Source organism: Streptomyces sp. NPDC006134 (genome assembly GCF_040628835.1).
Taxonomy (GTDB): Bacteria; Actinomycetota; Actinomycetes; order Streptomycetales; family Streptomycetaceae; genus Streptomyces.
In genome coordinates this window covers 23,529-38,407 of record NZ_JBEXTV010000071.1, presented here as the reverse complement: position 1 = coordinate 38,407, position 14,879 = coordinate 23,529, and the positions used below count along the sequence as shown (strand labels likewise).

Sequence of the window (14,879 nt, the reverse complement as noted above, 5' to 3'; positions counted from 1 at the left end):
CTGACCACGCACATCAACCCCGACACGACCCCCGCGCCGAAGCGCGTGCTGGTCGTGGGCCGGTTCCGCCGTCCCACCTGCGACAACTGCGACGACTTCAAGGCCGTGAAGGTCGTGATCGGCGGTCGGCTGGTCACCATCCACTGCTCGGAGTGCGTCCCCTCCCCGGCCGCCGGCCTCGACGACGTCATGGACGACGTCGAGCGCGAGGACAACGGCCACGGCTACGAGCCCGAGGACCTGCTCGTCACGAAGGCGGTGGCCTGATGAGCGACACCGTCAAGGACCTGCAGGCGCAGGCCGCGAGGGACTACGCCCAGCACAACACCCCCGAACGGCAGGCCGAGGCCCGCATCCAGAACGGACTCGCCCGCATCCACGGGCACGAGGCCGCCAGCGCGCCCAGGGGGACCAAGTGACCGCCGACTCCCCCACGCCCGACGAGCTGCTCGGCGACGAGCTGTCGGTCGGCGAGGACTACGTCGCCCCAGAGGACCGGGCCGCGGAGTGGTCGCGGATGGCCGCTGAGCTGTCCGCCAGCGGCTACTCCGAGGCCGAGGTCGCCCAGGCCCTCGCGGTCGACGAGGAGACCGTCGAGAGGCTGCTGGGAGGCCAGCAGCGATGAAGTTCCGCGCCCTGCGCGGACTGTGGGACGACGTCCTCGGCGCCGCGTGCGTCGTCGAGGACGTCGTGTCCACCGTCCGCAACCGCCGCCTGACGAAGGCGGAGAACAAGCAGCTCACGGCCTCGGCCCGCTCCTTCGCGCTCGCCCAGGCCCGCCAGGGCTGCATCCACGACCCGAAGTGCCCGCCGGCCTCCGCGCCGAACCGCACCGCGGCCGCCGAGATCTGGTCCGACGACGCCTGTGTCTACCTGTGCAACGGGCTCGTGCTGGCCGCCTCGGCGATCCAGGCGCCGGACTCCCCGTCCGGCCTGTACACCCCGACGCCGGACAAGGAGAGGCAGCCGTGACGCACGAGGAACGCATCCAGACCACCGCGCTCATCGCGCTGCTCGCCGCCCTGCTCGGCACCCTGTGGGCCCTGCAGAGCGGGTCCGACGTCCAGGGAGTCTCCCTGGCCGCCGGGCTCGCCTACGGGGCCGCCCTGGCCCTCACGGGCCCGCTGCAGGCGCCGCTCGGCGAGTCGGTGGTGACCAGTCTCAAGTACGCCGCCGTCGCCCTGGGGTTCGCCGTGACCGTGCTCGTCTCCGGCACGTACGCCGGGTGGCAGCTGCTGCGCAGCCGGCGCACCCCGAAGGGGGTGTTCGCATGACGACGCTCGCCCAGGTCCTCGGCAGCGAGACCGAGGCCAACCGCTGGATGGAGAGCCGCGCCCGCGGACTCGTGCTGTGGAACCGCGTGGCGCCGCAGGACGCGTACCGGCTCGTCGAGGCCGCCGTCGCCGAGCACGACCCGGCGATCCTCGCGGAGCTGGGGCAGGTGTGGACCCGCCGCCCCGAGGCCGCCGAGTCCGGCCTCCCGGCCGTCCTGTACCTGACCCACTGGCTCGACCGCGACCACCTGGTGGTCGAGGACGGGGCCACCGGCCAGGCCGTCATCCCGCTGCTCACCCTGCACGCCTACCAGCTCGACTACTGGCACCGGCAGGACCAGCCGTGACACCGCGCCAGCCGTTCTCCGAGGAGATGAACGGCGGGCACCAGCTCCGCCTGTTCGACGAGGACACCGAGTCCGGGCCCGCCACCGACGCGGGCCCGGCCCCGGCCCCGACGACCAGCACCACCGACCCCGACGACACGCCCCGGACGGAGTCCCAGTGACACCCCCCGACCAGCTCCCCGCCTGGTACAGCCAGCACCTCCCGGCCGTGCCGCCCCCGCCCCAGCACACCGGCCTCACCCTGCTGATCGCCTACTCCGGGCGGCTCGTACCGGTCATCACCACCTCGACCGCCCTGATCCTGGCCCGGATCTGGCACGAGCAGGGCGCCGCCCACAGCGTCGGCAACATGGCGCTGATGATCGCGCTCGCCGCCGGATCGTTCGCCGCCGCGTGCGTCTCGGCGGTGAACCGCAACAGCGACGCCGTCACCACCGCCGTGGCGTTCAGCGCGTCCGGCGCGTTCGCCGTCATCGGCCCCGCCGCCTACACCGAGTCGTGGGCCCTGGCGATGCTGCTGTGGCTCGTCGCCACGGTCCTGGTGTACGTCGTCTCCTCCCGGCACTGGCGGGCCGCCCGCCAGGCCCGAGAGGCCCGCGACCACGAGCTGGCGCTCGCCCGGCTCGACAGCGCCACCACCGTGGCGACCGCCGTCATCGACCGCGACGCCAAGGCCCAGGCCCTGGCCTACGGCCTCACGCTCGCCGCCGCCGTCGAGCACCGAGCCCAGCTCGACCCGACCACGTACGACCCGGCCGCCCTCACCAAGGCCGGACTGCCCGAACTCCCTGGTCAGGCCGCTGACAGCAGCCGTGACCACGCGTGAGGATGGCCGGGCGAGGAAGAGGGGGAACGCGATGAGCCCGCAGCACCACGGCGACCAGCAGCAGCCCGACGAGGCGACGTTCGGCCCGGACTGGACCGTCACCCCGCGCGTGGCCGCCGGCCTGCTCGGCATCGAGCACCGCCAGGTGCTGCGGCTCATCGAGCACGGCGACCTCACGGTGCAGTACGAGGGCAGGGTCCGGCTCGTCGAGCTGGACTCCATCTTCGCCCTGCGCCGCGAGCGTCCCCTCGACCGTCGCCCGGCCGCCCACCCTGCCGACACCGACACCGACAAGGAGCACCGCCAGCATGGCCACTGACGACCCGTGGGCGACCAGCACCACCACACCCCCGCCGACCCCGCACGAGGCGTACGAGCGGGCCCTCGACGCCGCCGGGTACGGCGCCGCCGCCCGCGCCCGGTACATCGCCGACGCCGCCGATCCCGAGTACGCCGAGTGCGAGTGGGACAACAACATCGTCCCGGCCGCCGAGGCCGCCGGCCTCATCCCGGAGCCGCCGCCCTACGAGCCGACCGTCGAGGAGCAGGTCCGCGAGTGGTGCCACCGCGCCGCGGCCCGGCAGTTCGACGCCGCCCACGGCAACCCGGCCCCGTGGGACCTCACCGAGCAGGACATGAACACCATCAAGGCCGACACCGAGCGGCTCGTCGCCGAGCGGGGCGAGGAACTGGCCGCCTTCCTGCAGGCCAACCCGCGCACCACCGAGGAGCCGGCCGGGGCGTACGACGACCGCGTGTTCGCCCTGCTCGCCGAGGAGCCGAAGGTGGTGGTCCTGTGCGGCAGCACCCGGTTCATGGCGGAGATGGCCGAGGTCAACGCCCAGGAGACCGCCGCCGGCCGCATCGTGCTCGCGCCCGGGTGCGACCTCAAGACGCCCCACTCGCTGTGGGCCGACCCGGCCGCCGTCGAGGCCCTCAAGCCCCGGCTCGACGCCCTGCACCGGGCGAAGATCCGCGCCGCCGACGAGGTTCTCATCGTCGGTGACTACATCGGTGACAGCACCCGCGCCGAGATCCGCTACGCCCACCGGTTGGGCAAGCCCGTCCGCTACACCCACCCCCAGGTCGAGGAGACCGAGAAGTGATCCGTGTCATCACCGGCACCACGCACCGGTACTACGAGGGCAAGGTCGAGGAGGCCGGAAAGGTCCCCGGGCTGGAGTACCAGCTTGAGGAGGCAGAGAGCAACGCGGTCATGTGGGAGGGCCAGGCCGAGGACTACCGGCAGCAGCGCGACCAGGAGCGTGAGCGGACCGAGCAGCTCACGGCCGAGCTGCGCGAGCTCCAGGCCCGGCTCGACGGGCAGCAGGCCGAGTTCACCCGCCAGCTCCGCGAGGCGAGCGAGCCCGTCGCGCAGATGCTCACCGACCTGATCCACCGCGCGGAACACCCCGTCACGGGTGCCGACTTCCGCAAGGAACTGGCCCTGCGCGTGCTGGAGACATGGACGGAGCGGCTGACCCCCGAGGACCACAACAGCCCTATGGGCCTGATCCTGCGCGTCATCACGGACACCCGAAAGCCGGGCGAGGTCCTCGGCGACGAGGCGCCGGCCCCGGCCGAGGAGCAGGGGACACTGCCCCAGGCCGACCCCAAGCTCGTCGGCCAGGTCATGGACGCCGCCCTGATGAAGGGCCCGGAGCCGTTCCCCGGCCTCGGCTGACCCGCCCCACCCCGACGAACCCCGCACCATCGGAGATGAGCAGATGACCGAGACCCTTGAGACCATCCGGTACACCGCTGATGTGGTCTGCCTGCGCGGCGACGACGTCCTCCTGATCCGGCGCGGCTGGCCGCCGCACGAGGGCGAGCTGGCCCTGCCCGGCGGGCACGTCGACCCGGGAGAGACCTCCCGAGCCGCTGCCGTTCGGGAGCTACTGGAGGAAACCGGCGTCCGTGTCGCCGCCGAGGACCTCGACCTGATCGGCGTCTACGACCGCCCCGACCGAGACCCGCGCGGCCGGTACGTGAGTGTCGCCTACGCCGTCACGGTCCCCGCGGACACCGTCGCCCAGGCCGGAGACGACGCGGCCGCCATCCAGTGGCTCCCGCTGGACGCGCCCGGCAGCCTCGCGTTCGACCACGGCGAGATCGTGGCCGACGCCAGGCGCCACCAGCTCACTGCCAGTCGCTGAGCACACAGAGAAGCGCCCGCCCCGGACAGCCCGGGACGGGCGCTTCTCTGTGTGCAGGTCAGTCCTCGACGAGCTCCGCGTCGACCACCGAGTCCACGGGCACGGTGCCGTGCTGGGTGAACCACCGCCCCAGCGCCCGTACCTGCTTGGCCTCCCGCACGGCGTCGGCCGCGTCCAGCGGCGCGAGGCCGCCGTTCGTCAGCTCGCTGTACCGCTCCTGCAGGGCCTCAAGCTCCGCACGGATCGAGCGCAGTTTCTCGTTGACCTCCCACCGCTCCAGCCGCTCCGCCTCTTCCGGAGATGTGTTCGATTCCTCCGACCGGTCGGAGGAATCGAACGAACCGTTCGATTCGGTGGCCGTCGTCGTGGTGCCGGTGGTCTCGGTCGCGCCGAGGGCTGGAGCCCCCTTGGAGGCCGTGAGCTGGCGGTATGTCTCCCGCAGCCCTTCCTCGGTGGCCTTGCCGTCGCGGGCCTCGGTCTCAGCCCACAGCTGCTCGACCTCCGCAGGGGGAAGCTCCGCGTTGACCGCCGGCGCAAGGGCCCGGATGTGCTTCGTGGTGAGCACCGTCCCCCGGTACGCGTACTCGTCGCTCCCTGCCAGGCCGAGGGCGATACGGACCCGCACCGCGTCCATGAACAGGTAGCACTGGCTGGGGCTGTAGCCCCAGATCATGGTCAGCCAGCGCTCGAACGTCCGAGACGGGTCGTCCAGGCAGTACAGGGAGTTGTCCCGCACCCACATCAGGTACGGGCCAGCGGTGTCGAAGAACACCGCGCCCGCCCGCAGCTGGGCCTCCTTGACCGTCCCCTCCCGCTTGGCCTCGGCCGTCCGCAGCACCTTGAGGCACTCCTCCAGCTGCTCGGCCGGGTCGAGGCCGGCCAGTTGCTGCGGCTTCTTCAAGACCCGCTGAACTCGGCGGAGGCGAACCGCGGCTTCCTCGGACGCGTCGAGCTGGCTGACGGAGGTCAGCTCACCGGCTTGAGTAGGTACGGCTACCTCTGCCGTCGTCATCCGGCCGCCACCTTCAACGCCGCCCGCTTGGCTGCCTCACGCCGCATGATCTCGTCCCAGACCTCGGTGTACTCGTCGAGGTTCGTCGGCACCTTGCCCAGCACCCGCGTGTACTCGATCAGCTGCTCAACCTCCGTGTCGAGGATGGGCAGAGGCTCGCCGCGGAAACGCAGCGGCGCGACCCTCTCCCGTGCCTCCCGGGCCTGCTTGTCGCTCATCTTCCGCGACAGCAGGATGTGAGTCTCGAAGCCGCCGCGGACGTTCTCCTCGAAGACCGTGGCGGCTTCCTGGAACGTCGGCTCGATCCGCTTCGTGTCGAAACCGCTCGGCGACAGCGGCACGATCAGCCGGTCCGCCTGACGCAGCGCCTTGTGGAACAGTGCGACGTTGCCCCCGCCGACATCCACGAACACGTCGTAGCCATCGGCCCTCAGCTCCGCCAGATAGTCGCCCAGGTCCTCGAACGGGTACCGCTCGACGTCGAGGGGGTAGGCGAGCCCTTCGTCCTTGGCCTCCTTGTACCAGGAGTGGGTTGTCTGGCTCACGGTGTCCGCGTCGAGGACCTTGACGGGCAGGTTCTTGCCCTTGCCGGTCTTCCGCTTCCTGCGCTGGGCACGGACGAACGCGAGGTAGTTCGTCGTCGTCGTCTTGGTGGAGCCGCCCTTGAGGCAGCCCATCACTGTGACGTCGCCTTCGTCGCCCTCCGGGCCGTCCGGAACGGGTTGCTGGCGGGGGACTGTAACGTCGGGTTTGGCCACGATCGGATCTCCCTTGTCGTCAACGGGGTTGTGGCTGTACGAAGACGCGCCCGCCGGGTCTGCCTCCGGCGGGCGCGTGACGTTCCGCTGATATGACGGGGACGCCCCACACCGAGGAACGGTATCGAGGCTCCCCGCCGTCGAGGACGACAACGCCCTCGACGACCCCGTGTCATCCTCCCGGCGGAAGCTCCAGACGCCGCCGTTGACGACGAGCCGGAGCTCCGCCCGCACGGGTCCGCCGACCACTCGACCGGGGGACGTCGTCCCGCTCGACCGTCACGGTCGGCGCCCCGGCGAGCTGCACGTCCAGGACCACGCGGAGCCCGCCGCCCCGGTGCGCGAGCCGGGTCGGCTCGCCCGCCCGCAGGGCCGTACACGCGTTGAGCAGCGGCAGCAGCACCGCCAGGACCTCCTCACCGCGCTCTTTGTCATCCGTCATCACGCGAAGCTGCACCATCAGTTCGTCCCCTCGCTCGTGCCGCCGGCCACGGCGCCCGCCGTGGCGTATTCGCCCGCGTAGGCCCGTCCCATCGACCGCAGGCACCGCAGCACCGCGCGGCAGTCGCCCGCGGCCCTGTGCCCGCCGTCGAGCGGCTGCCACCGGTTGTTTCCGTGGTACTCCGACCAGTCCCCCACCCAGTCCGAGTACGGGATCATCACGTCCTCGAACTGCATGACGTCGAGCCAGGCCGCCGCCTGCTTCCGGGCCTCGGCGACCGCCCGCTCCCGCAGGTCCTCCGGCACCGTGCCCGTGCGCACCGCCTCCTCGGCCGCCTCCCGCGCGGCGCGGTCGAGGTAGTGCAGGGTCAGCTCGTGCTGGAGCCGGCCGACGTCGAACCACTTGTTGTAGATCAGGCACCGCTTGCCGTCGAGCAGCCCGGTGAGCTGCACCAGGACGTCGGAGAACGTGGGCGCCCCGACGAGGGCCTCGGTCGTGATCCCGTGGATGGCCGCCGCGTCGTCCGGCACGGGCACGCCCGGGTTCAGCAGCGTGTCGAGGAGGACCTCCCCGCGCGAGTTGAGCACGGCCAGCTCGACGATCCGCGCGTCTTCGTCGAGCCCGGTCGTTTCGGTGTCGAGGACCAGGACGTCGGGGTCGACGAGCGCGGCCGCGGCCCACCGCTCGCGCTCCTCGGCCGCCCGCGCCTCGGCCTCCCGGCGCTCCCGCTGCTCCCGCTCGTACCGCTCCTGCAGCTCCGCCTGGCGCCGCTCCTGCTCCGCGTCGTACGCCTTCTGGCACGGCGAGCACCGACGCGACCAGTTCGGCCACCACATCGAGTCAGGGAGGTCCGTGCGCTCCGCGCGCAGCAGCCAGGGGTGCTCCTTGAGCCAGGCCCGCGCCGCCTTCTTGGACCCGCGCCGCTTCGTGCAGCCGTCGCCGGCGCACACCGTCACCTCGACGAGCCACGCCTCGACACGCGCCCGCTTCTTCTCCAGCTGCTCCTGTCGGCAGCTCTGGCAACGCCTGTGCTCCTTCGGGTACGGACGCTCCCTCACCGTGCTGCAGCCCGCGCACGTCCGCGCCAGCAGCCGCTGCCGCTCCTTCTCGGCCCGCTCCCGGCAGGCCGAGCAGGGCCGCCCGCGCAGGATCTCCTTGCGGACCTTGTTGCACTCCGGGCAGGTGCGCCGGGCCGCCATCTTGGCCTTGGTCGAGGAGGGCAAGGGCCGCATCTTCTCCGCGGCCGCCGGGTCGTGGAGCGGCACGTCGCCGTACTCACGCGTGCGGATGTACGCCAGCGGAGCCTTCTCCTGAGCCTCGGTCACGTTCAGCCGGGCCGCCGCCAGCTGTGTCTTGGTCCGCAGGTACGGCGGAGCCTGCCCCCAGCCGTACACGGGGACGCCGGCGATGTGGGCCAGGGGCTTGCCCTTGGCGACCCGGGCCGGGTCCGCCTCGGTCCGGCTGGACGGGATCTGCTCCGTCGCCGTCGCCGTGGTGGTGCTCACTCATGCCTCCCGAAAGAGCGTCGAGGGGAAAACCGTAGCAGCTATAAACCCAATTCCGCCATCGTTCAAACATTCCCGCAGAACCGGCCAGGTGGCGAAATTGACCCCTATTACCGCGTGCGCGCGTCCGCGCTTTTCCTTAATGGATCTCCATTGATGAAAGCGCCGATCATCACTCGTCTGCAGCAGTCGACGACGACGCCGGGCCGTACCGGGCCAGGGCCTCCCGGACGATCCTCGGCACGGGGTACAGCCGCTCCGCCAGCGCGTCGCGCTCCCGCTTCTGCCCCTCAGTCAGCACGAGGCCGGCGCCGACCAGGCCGCGCGCCTCCAGCTCCCGCATCGGCCCCTCCGACACCCGCCAGGCAGCCGTGCGCAGCCGCGTGACCAGCTCTGTTGGGAGGCTGTAGTTCCGCTGGGACATGGAGACCCCCAGGCTCGGCCCCGGCCAGCGGCCCGACAGTGCGAGCTGCTCCGCCTCGGCCACGGTCAGTGGCTCCCAGGGGCCGGCCAGGTCCGGCTCGTCCAGGCGCTGCTCGACCGCGCGGGCGACGATGGTCTCCAGACTGGGCCACTCCGTGGGCCGCATCCGGGCCACGATGATCCTGGCCTGTTTCCGGGTGTTTCCCTGGTTCACCAGGGCATCAATCGTCGCCTTTTCCTCCAATGCCTGCTGCTTTTTCAGCAGATCCAATCGGCCCGCCTGATAGGCGTAGATCATCACGGTGATCGAAGTCTTCTCCATAGGGAATAGCTTAATGGAGATCCATTAATCAGGGGCGCGATGCCCGATTTTTCCCCTTCTCCGCTCCGCCCGGACACGGCGAAGGGCCCACACCCTCATCAGGTGCAGGCCCTTCGCCGGGGTCTTTGGGGCCGCTCGCCCCCTCTCGGAGGTTTGGCGTACGGGCAGCCCGAAAGACCCGCCCGCCAGCGGCGAGCGGCGGAAGCCCGGGAGACTTCCCTTCCGCCCAGGTCAACGAGCAGGTGGGCGAGGCGTTACGCGAGGGGTCGGCAGCTCCTCGGCCCTGGCGGGCCTGCGGTGCCCCGCCGGGGCGGCCGGGCGGCGTCGGCGGCCGCGGGTCCGTCGTGGCCTTCAAGAGGGGAGGCGTGGTTGCGACCGGGGAGTGGTTGCTGGAGGCCATGCAGCTGCTCGGCCGGGTGCGGGAGCGTCGGAGCTGGCTTTCGTGGGCTGAGGTCGAATCAGGTGGCCGGAGGGTTCTGCACGTTGTCGTCTGCGGCGCGGCCGCCGTGGTGGTGTGCCGCTGGCGCGGCCCGCCACCAGGAGCACGACAGGCATGGAGAAGCCCCCGGCCGGGTCGGGTGGACACCAGCCGAGGGCTTCTGTTCGCCCGCGCCACGGGGGGAGCGACGGGCGGTCCGGGGGCCGCTCAGGTCGAGGTCGCGGCGGGGCGTGCGGTGTTGAGGCGGTCGAGGCGTTCGTACAGCGCGCGGACCATGCGGGCCCGCTGCTGCACGCAGTGCACCGTGCCGACCCGGGGGGACGACAGCCGCCGGTCGGCCTCCCGCAGGACGACCTCGGCCAGCTCCCGGACTTCGTCGGGAACGGCCGGGTCGGCGGAGAGCCGGCGGACGTCGTCGGCGACGGCCCGCCCGTGCGCGGTGAGCTGGAGGGCGATCTGCAGGCAGTCGTCCGACGCGACGTCGGCCATGTCCTCCCAGCCCAGCACCTCCTTGGCCAGCGCCATGTGCGGCTCACGGTCGAGGGGGAGCTCCGCGCCGAGCAGGCCGTCCGGGTCGTACAGCACGGTGTACCCGCTCATGACGCCGCCGCCGAGGCGACCACGGGCCGGTCGACCGTGGCGAGCGCGTCGTACAGCGCCCGGGGGTCGACCCGGGTGGACATCAGGCCGAGGTGCGGGTCGCGCTCCTGGTCCCGCCACAGGGCCGGGACGTCGCGCGCCGGGCAGCTCAGCCAGTGCGCGGCGAACGAGCCCTCGGTGCCCGGCGCCGGCACCAGGAGCCACGCACCGAGGGAGAGCACCCGGACCCCGGGCACGCCCTCCCACAGGTGCACCCAGCCGTCCTCCACCACCACGATCAGCTCCTGGCGGGAGTGGTCGGCGAGCACCGAGTGCCCGTCCTCGACCGGCAGGTTCAGGGCGTCGAGCGCCGCGAGGCCGCGCTGCAGGGGCGAGATCACGACCGCATCCCGGCCGCCGCCGCACGCGACGAACCGGGTCGAGCCGGTGCCAGCCCCACGGAGGCGGGCGAGGGTGTTGTCGTCAGGTACGTGCAGCGCCGCCCACGTTGGGGTGACGGGAGTCTGAGACTTGGCCATATCCGGACGGTAAGGGCGGTATACCGGGGTTAGACCACACGATGTGTGTGGGTCGTGCTTCACATCCGGGGAAGCCCATGGACTCCTTCCAGTTCGGCCGCCGTGTCTACTACTGGCGCACCCGCCGGCGCATGTCCCGCCAGGAGTTCGCCTACCTCATGGGCAAGAGCCTGCGATGGGTCGAGGAGCTGGAGGGCGGTCGCCGCCAGGCCGACCCGAATCTGTCCGTGATGCGGCTCGCAGCCTTACGTCTCGGCATCACGCTGGAGCGGCTGATCGCCGAGGTCCTCGACACCGAGTGCGTCGAGGAGAGCGAGATCGACGCCGTACGCCGCGCCCTGCACCGGCACGACGTGATCACGGGCGCGACCGACGACTCGTCCGACGAGCCACTCCCCGTCGAGCAGCTGCGCCGCTCCCTCACCTACGCCAGGACCGGCTTCCAGGCCGGTCACTTCGCCCAGCTGGGCAGCGCGATCCCCGCCCTGCTCGTCGACGCGACCCGGGCCGCGCAGCACCACCGCGGCGACGACCAGCTCACCGCGTACGAGCTGCTCTCCCTCAGCTTGGAGTTGACCGAGGCCGCCGCCATCAAGTGGGGCGACACCGAGCTGGCGCTCATCGCCGGGCACCGGGCGGTCGCCGCCGCCGAGCGCAGCGAGAACCCTGTAATCATGGCGTCCGCCGCCCGGCACCTGTGCGACGCGATGACCAACCACGGCCAGGCCGACGCCGCCGCCCAGTTCGTGCTCGCCTCGGCCCAGCGCCTGCAGGACGAGCTCCTCCGAGCCGGCCCGGAGGGGTTCAGCGTGCTGGGGATGCTCTACCTCAAGGCCGCCATGGCGTCCGCGGCCGCCGCCGAGGCCGACGACCTCAACCCCGAAGCCCACGCCCGCCGGGTGCCTGAGCACCTCGACCAGGCCGACGAGCACGCCGACCGCCTCGGCCGCGACGACAACCTCCTGTGGACCAGCTTCGGGCCGACCAACGTCAAGTGCTACCGGGTCGCCGCACACGTCCAGCTCAGCGAAGGCGCCGACGCCATCGCGGCCGCCGCCGACATCCCGGCCCCCGCGTTCGCCAGCTTGCCCAAGGAGCGCCGGGCGCACCTGCTCGCCGACCGCGCCCTCGGCGAACTGCAGGCCGGGCAGCGCGAGACAGCGGTCGACACCCTGCTCGCCGCCGAGGAGCTGGCCCCCGAAGAGGTCCAGTGCCGGCCCCGCACGAAGACCACGGTCGAGAACCTGCGCCTGCTCGGCGCCGGGTCCGCCGAGGGCCGGTTGCGCTTGCTCGCTGATCGCTGTGGACTGCCCCGGTGACGACCCGAACCCTGTACCTGATCTCCTGCGCGGCACCGCCCGCGCGACGCCTCGAAATCCCCATCCGCGCCGCCCAGAAAGCCGGTTGGGACGTCTGCACCATCCTGACGCCGTCCGCGTACCGGTGGGCGAGCGAGGACGCCGAGGGCGAGGTCGAGGCCCTCGAATCCCTCACCGGCCACCCCGTCCGCCACCAGTACAAGCTCCCCAGCCAGGACGACGTGCTCCCCGCGCCGGACGCCCTGCTCGTCGCCCCGCTCACCTCGAACACGGTGAACAAGTGGGCCGCGGGCATCAGCGACACCCTCGCGCTCGGCCTGATCACCGAGGGGATCGGCCTCGGCCTGCCGATCGTGGCGTTGCCGCACTGGAACAACGCCCAGCACGCGCACCCCGCCGTCGCCCGCAGTGTCGAGATCCTGCGCGACGCCGGCGTCACCGTCCTGCTCGGCGACGAGGGTTTCGTCCCGCACCGTCCCCGGCACGGGAACCTCGACGCCTACCCGTGGCAGGCCGCCATCGACGCACTGCCTCCAGCCGCCTGACCTGCTCGGACAACTGTCTCCTACGGGAGACACCCCGGGTGAATTCCCCATGTGCATGGGGAAAGGTCAGAGCACGCGGGGGCTCCGCCACCCGCACCCCCGGCCCTCCTCGGAGGGGGAGGGGGCGCGTTGCGATCTTGAGGTGAGTGGGTGGCAAGGGTGGGTGGGTCGCGGTGCGGCCCCCTCCTCGACGGGCCCCCAAGGGGAGGCGAGCCCGCACCGGGCCGCAAGGCCAAGCCGCTCCGCGGTCGGCTACGCCGAGCCTTGCCCCCCGGCACGGCCCCGCCTGGCGCAAGCGCCGCCCGACGAGGAGGGAACCACCCCGCTCACGAAGTCCCATGCGGCAGGCGCCGCACAGGGCCCATGAAGTCGACCAGCACCCGCCGGACCAAGAGTTACGGTGCGTATGTGCAGATCAACGGGGCGCAAGAGCAACCAGGGACCGCGCTGCTACTGGCGGCCGCACCCGTGGGCAAGGGCAGGTTGACCGAGGCGAACAGCGTGGTGCCCATGCTCGCCGCCGTGCCGCCGGCCGCGCTCGCGGGCACCGCGGCCGCCACGCTCATCGAGCTGGCGGACCCCGTCGACCCGCAGGCCGTCCTTACTCGAGTACGGGGAGCCGCCGCCACCGAGGGGCCGCTCACCGTCGTGCTCGTCGGCCAACTGCAGCTCGACCGCCGACAGCAGGCCGTGCACCTGGCGCTCGCCCGCACCACGCCCTCGACGATCCGGTACACCGCGATCCCGTGGGCCTGGCTCGTCTCCGAGCTCCGGCAGCGCCGCCCGGACACCACCACCCTCTTCGTGGACCTGGTCGCCGACGCCGAGGTCTGGCAGCTGCTCCACGAGGAGCCGCTCGACTTCCCGCCTGGCGCCCGGACGTACGGCGTCATTGCCCCGCCGCCCGGCCGCCGGCGCATCGCCCACCCCGCCTACACCCACGCCCTGGCCCAGATCCTGCGCACTGGCCAGCGCTCCGCGCCCGACCAGCTGCACCACCAGGTCCTGCGCCGCGCGGCCACGACCGAGGGCGCGTTCATCCTCGGCCCCGAGCGGCCCACGGCCCCGGTGAACACCCAGCTCCCGCCCGCGCGTACGGCCCCCGAGACCTCGGCGCCCGCGCCGATCCCGGCCGCCGCACCGCCGCAGCAGGCCCCGGCCCCCGCGGCGCCGCCCGCGCAGCCCGCAGGCACCCCGGCGTTCCACCTCCCGCCGCCGCCCGTGTTCTCCCAGGCCCCCGCCGTGCCGGCACAGGGCCCACAGACTCCCGCCCCGGCCCCGGCGGCGCCGGCCGCGCCCGTGCAGCTCCCGCCGCCCCCGCCGAGGACGCAGCGCACCGTCTCGCCGGTCTACCAGCCGAGCGACGCCGTGGTGCCCGTCGAGGCTGACCCGCACGAGCGGATCGTGGCCCTGTCCCGAGCCGGCCGCCACCAGGAGGCCGCCTCGATGGCGGCCGCCGCCGAGCAGCGAGCCGTCGCGCAGTTCGGAGCCGACACGTTCGCCGCCGTCCACTGGGTCGAGGTCCGCGCCCATCTCGCCTCGGTCGCCCACGACCCCGGCCAGTCCTGCCTGTTGTGGCTGCAGGCCGCCCAGACCCGGCTCGACACGCTGCAGCAGGCCCCCGACGCCCACGACGTCGAGGGCGCCGTCGACCGCGCCCACCACCAGTGGGACCGCATTCGTGACGCCGCCCAGGCCCGCGCCCTGGCCCCGCAGCTCGTCGCCCTGCGCCGCCGGGTCCCCGGCCGTCAACGCGCCGCCCTCGAAGCCGTCCAGAGGAAGGTCGAGCGGCTCAACAGCCTGCCCGCCTGACGGGACACCACCCCTGAGCAGCCGCCCGCCTGACGAGGCATCGGCACAAGTTCGCGCCCGGCAGACGGGAAAACACGAGGCGACACGCCTTTGATGTTGAAACAGTGACCCTGTGTATGGGTAAGATCCATTCCATGCCAGGAGTACAGGGAGCACCGCACCCCAAGACCACGGAGTTCAACCGGGGTCGGGACATGCGCGCGACCGTCGTGCTCAAGCCCGGCGAGCAGGCTCGTGTTCACTACGAGGAGCTCGTCAAGGCGATGGGCGTCTCCGGGGCCCAGGTGCTCCGGGAGGCTCTCGCCGAGCTGCACCGCAAGCTGCTTCCCCAGCAGCAGGAGCAGCAGAACGACCCCGGACAAGCAGAAAGCCCTGGCTCCCCAGCCAGGGCCTTGCTCGTCTAGGGGGGACCTCGAATCCCGCCCCCGGGAGAGGTCCCATCGCTCAACCAACTACATCCGGCTGACTCCCACATCAGCCACCCATCCCATCACCCGGGACTGACCGAGTTGGCGCTCGCTCAGATCCCAAGAACAGGAGGCCACCCCAGAACCTAAAAAAGCCCAGGTCAGAGCCGGTTT

The 14,879-nt window shown here is 72.2% G+C and carries 23 protein-coding genes; 16 read left to right on the top strand and 7 right to left on the bottom strand.

Going from position 1 to position 14,879, the window contains the following annotated elements; translation table 11 throughout:
- The 12 genes from ABZ340_RS32230 to ABZ340_RS32175 form a co-directional block, all read left to right on the top strand.
- A partial coding sequence (locus tag ABZ340_RS32230) for a hypothetical protein (RefSeq protein WP_358785419.1) occupies positions 1-267 on the top strand: 267 nt, incomplete at its 5' end.
- Entirely contained in the window at positions 267-419 is a 153-nt protein-coding gene (locus ABZ340_RS32225; RefSeq protein WP_358785418.1) for a hypothetical protein, read from the top strand. The genes ABZ340_RS32230 and ABZ340_RS32225, both read left to right, overlap by 1 nt.
- Positions 416-625 (top strand): hypothetical protein, encoded by a 210-nt coding sequence (locus ABZ340_RS32220; protein ID WP_358785417.1) that lies wholly within the window; start codon positions 416-418, stop codon positions 623-625. Before ABZ340_RS32225 ends, ABZ340_RS32220 begins: the two co-directional genes overlap by 4 nt.
- The gene (locus ABZ340_RS32215) at positions 622-972 is read left to right on the top strand and encodes a hypothetical protein (RefSeq protein ID WP_358785416.1); all 351 of its coding nucleotides are present in this window, start codon (positions 622-624) and stop codon (positions 970-972) included. Before ABZ340_RS32220 ends, ABZ340_RS32215 begins: the two co-directional genes overlap by 4 nt.
- Positions 969-1,274 carry a hypothetical protein gene (locus tag ABZ340_RS32210; protein ID WP_358785415.1) on the top strand — a complete coding sequence of 102 codons (306 nt, stop codon included), beginning with the start codon at positions 969-971 and terminating at the stop codon, positions 1,272-1,274. The genes ABZ340_RS32215 and ABZ340_RS32210 overlap by 4 nt, the downstream gene beginning before the upstream one ends.
- Positions 1,271-1,621, top strand: a complete 351-nt coding sequence (locus ABZ340_RS32205) for a hypothetical protein (RefSeq protein WP_358785414.1) — start codon at positions 1,271-1,273, stop codon at positions 1,619-1,621. Before ABZ340_RS32210 ends, ABZ340_RS32205 begins: the two co-directional genes overlap by 4 nt.
- Entirely contained in the window at positions 1,618-1,782 is a 165-nt protein-coding gene (locus ABZ340_RS32200) for a hypothetical protein (RefSeq protein WP_358785413.1), read from the top strand. The genes ABZ340_RS32205 and ABZ340_RS32200 overlap by 4 nt, the downstream gene beginning before the upstream one ends.
- Positions 1,779-2,447: a hypothetical protein gene (locus ABZ340_RS32195; RefSeq protein ID WP_358785412.1), complete on the top strand. Its 669-nt coding sequence runs from the start codon at positions 1,779-1,781 to the stop codon at positions 2,445-2,447. The genes ABZ340_RS32200 and ABZ340_RS32195 overlap by 4 nt, the downstream gene beginning before the upstream one ends.
- Before the next feature lie 31 nt (positions 2,448-2,478).
- Entirely contained in the window at positions 2,479-2,766 is a 288-nt protein-coding gene (locus tag ABZ340_RS32190; RefSeq protein WP_358785411.1) for a hypothetical protein, read from the top strand.
- 436 nt (positions 2,767-3,202) lie between these two features.
- Positions 3,203-3,553, top strand: coding sequence for a hypothetical protein (locus ABZ340_RS32185; RefSeq protein WP_358785421.1), 351 nt, complete (start codon positions 3,203-3,205; stop codon positions 3,551-3,553).
- Positions 3,550-4,131, top strand: coding sequence for a hypothetical protein (locus ABZ340_RS32180; protein WP_358785410.1), 582 nt, complete (start codon positions 3,550-3,552; stop codon positions 4,129-4,131). Before ABZ340_RS32185 ends, ABZ340_RS32180 begins: the two co-directional genes overlap by 4 nt.
- Before the next feature lie 43 nt (positions 4,132-4,174).
- Positions 4,175-4,603: an NUDIX hydrolase gene (locus ABZ340_RS32175; protein WP_358785409.1), complete on the top strand. Its 429-nt coding sequence runs from the start codon at positions 4,175-4,177 to the stop codon at positions 4,601-4,603.
- A 58-nt stretch (positions 4,604-4,661) separates the two neighbouring features.
- Here the strand turns inward: ABZ340_RS32175 and ABZ340_RS32170 are convergent, their stop codons facing one another.
- From ABZ340_RS32170 to ABZ340_RS32140, 7 genes are all read right to left on the bottom strand, one after another.
- The gene (locus tag ABZ340_RS32170; RefSeq protein WP_358785408.1) at positions 4,662-5,504 is read right to left on the bottom strand and encodes a hypothetical protein; all 843 of its coding nucleotides are present in this window, start codon (positions 5,502-5,504) and stop codon (positions 4,662-4,664) included.
- 107 nt (positions 5,505-5,611) lie between these two features.
- Positions 5,612-6,373 (bottom strand): hypothetical protein, encoded by a 762-nt coding sequence (locus tag ABZ340_RS32165; RefSeq protein WP_358785407.1) that lies wholly within the window; start codon positions 6,371-6,373, stop codon positions 5,612-5,614.
- 172 nt (positions 6,374-6,545) lie between these two features.
- Positions 6,546-6,815 carry a hypothetical protein gene (locus ABZ340_RS32160; RefSeq protein ID WP_358785406.1) on the bottom strand — a complete coding sequence of 90 codons (270 nt, stop codon included), beginning with the start codon at positions 6,813-6,815 and terminating at the stop codon, positions 6,546-6,548.
- A 17-nt stretch (positions 6,816-6,832) separates the two neighbouring features.
- Positions 6,833-8,320 carry a 3'-5' exonuclease gene (locus tag ABZ340_RS32155; RefSeq protein WP_358785405.1) on the bottom strand — a complete coding sequence of 496 codons (1,488 nt, stop codon included), beginning with the start codon at positions 8,318-8,320 and terminating at the stop codon, positions 6,833-6,835.
- A gap of 172 nt (positions 8,321-8,492) precedes the next feature.
- Positions 8,493-9,065: a hypothetical protein gene (locus ABZ340_RS32150; RefSeq protein WP_358785404.1), complete on the bottom strand. Its 573-nt coding sequence runs from the start codon at positions 9,063-9,065 to the stop codon at positions 8,493-8,495.
- 646 nt (positions 9,066-9,711) lie between these two features.
- Positions 9,712-10,104 carry a restriction endonuclease gene (locus ABZ340_RS32145; RefSeq protein WP_358785403.1) on the bottom strand — a complete coding sequence of 131 codons (393 nt, stop codon included), beginning with the start codon at positions 10,102-10,104 and terminating at the stop codon, positions 9,712-9,714.
- Entirely contained in the window at positions 10,101-10,484 is a 384-nt protein-coding gene (locus ABZ340_RS32140; RefSeq protein WP_358785402.1) for a hypothetical protein, read from the bottom strand. Before ABZ340_RS32140 ends, ABZ340_RS32145 begins: the two co-directional genes overlap by 4 nt.
- 215 nt (positions 10,485-10,699) lie before the next feature.
- On the opposite strand from ABZ340_RS32140, the gene ABZ340_RS32135 reads away from it, so the two are divergent.
- The 4 genes from ABZ340_RS32135 (at position 10,700) to ABZ340_RS32120 (ending at position 14,702) form a co-directional block, all read left to right on the top strand.
- Positions 10,700-11,941 (top strand): helix-turn-helix transcriptional regulator, encoded by a 1,242-nt coding sequence (locus tag ABZ340_RS32135; protein ID WP_358785401.1) that lies wholly within the window; start codon positions 10,700-10,702, stop codon positions 11,939-11,941.
- Positions 11,938-12,486 carry a flavoprotein gene (locus ABZ340_RS32130; RefSeq protein ID WP_358785400.1) on the top strand — a complete coding sequence of 183 codons (549 nt, stop codon included), beginning with the start codon at positions 11,938-11,940 and terminating at the stop codon, positions 12,484-12,486. The genes ABZ340_RS32135 and ABZ340_RS32130 overlap by 4 nt, the downstream gene beginning before the upstream one ends.
- 408 nt (positions 12,487-12,894) lie before the next feature.
- Positions 12,895-14,298, top strand: coding sequence for a hypothetical protein (locus ABZ340_RS32125; RefSeq protein ID WP_358785420.1), 1,404 nt, complete (start codon positions 12,895-12,897; stop codon positions 14,296-14,298).
- A 134-nt stretch (positions 14,299-14,432) separates the two neighbouring features.
- Entirely contained in the window at positions 14,433-14,702 is a 270-nt protein-coding gene (locus tag ABZ340_RS32120) for a hypothetical protein (protein WP_358785399.1), read from the top strand.
- The last annotated feature ends 177 nt before the right edge of the window (positions 14,703-14,879 follow it).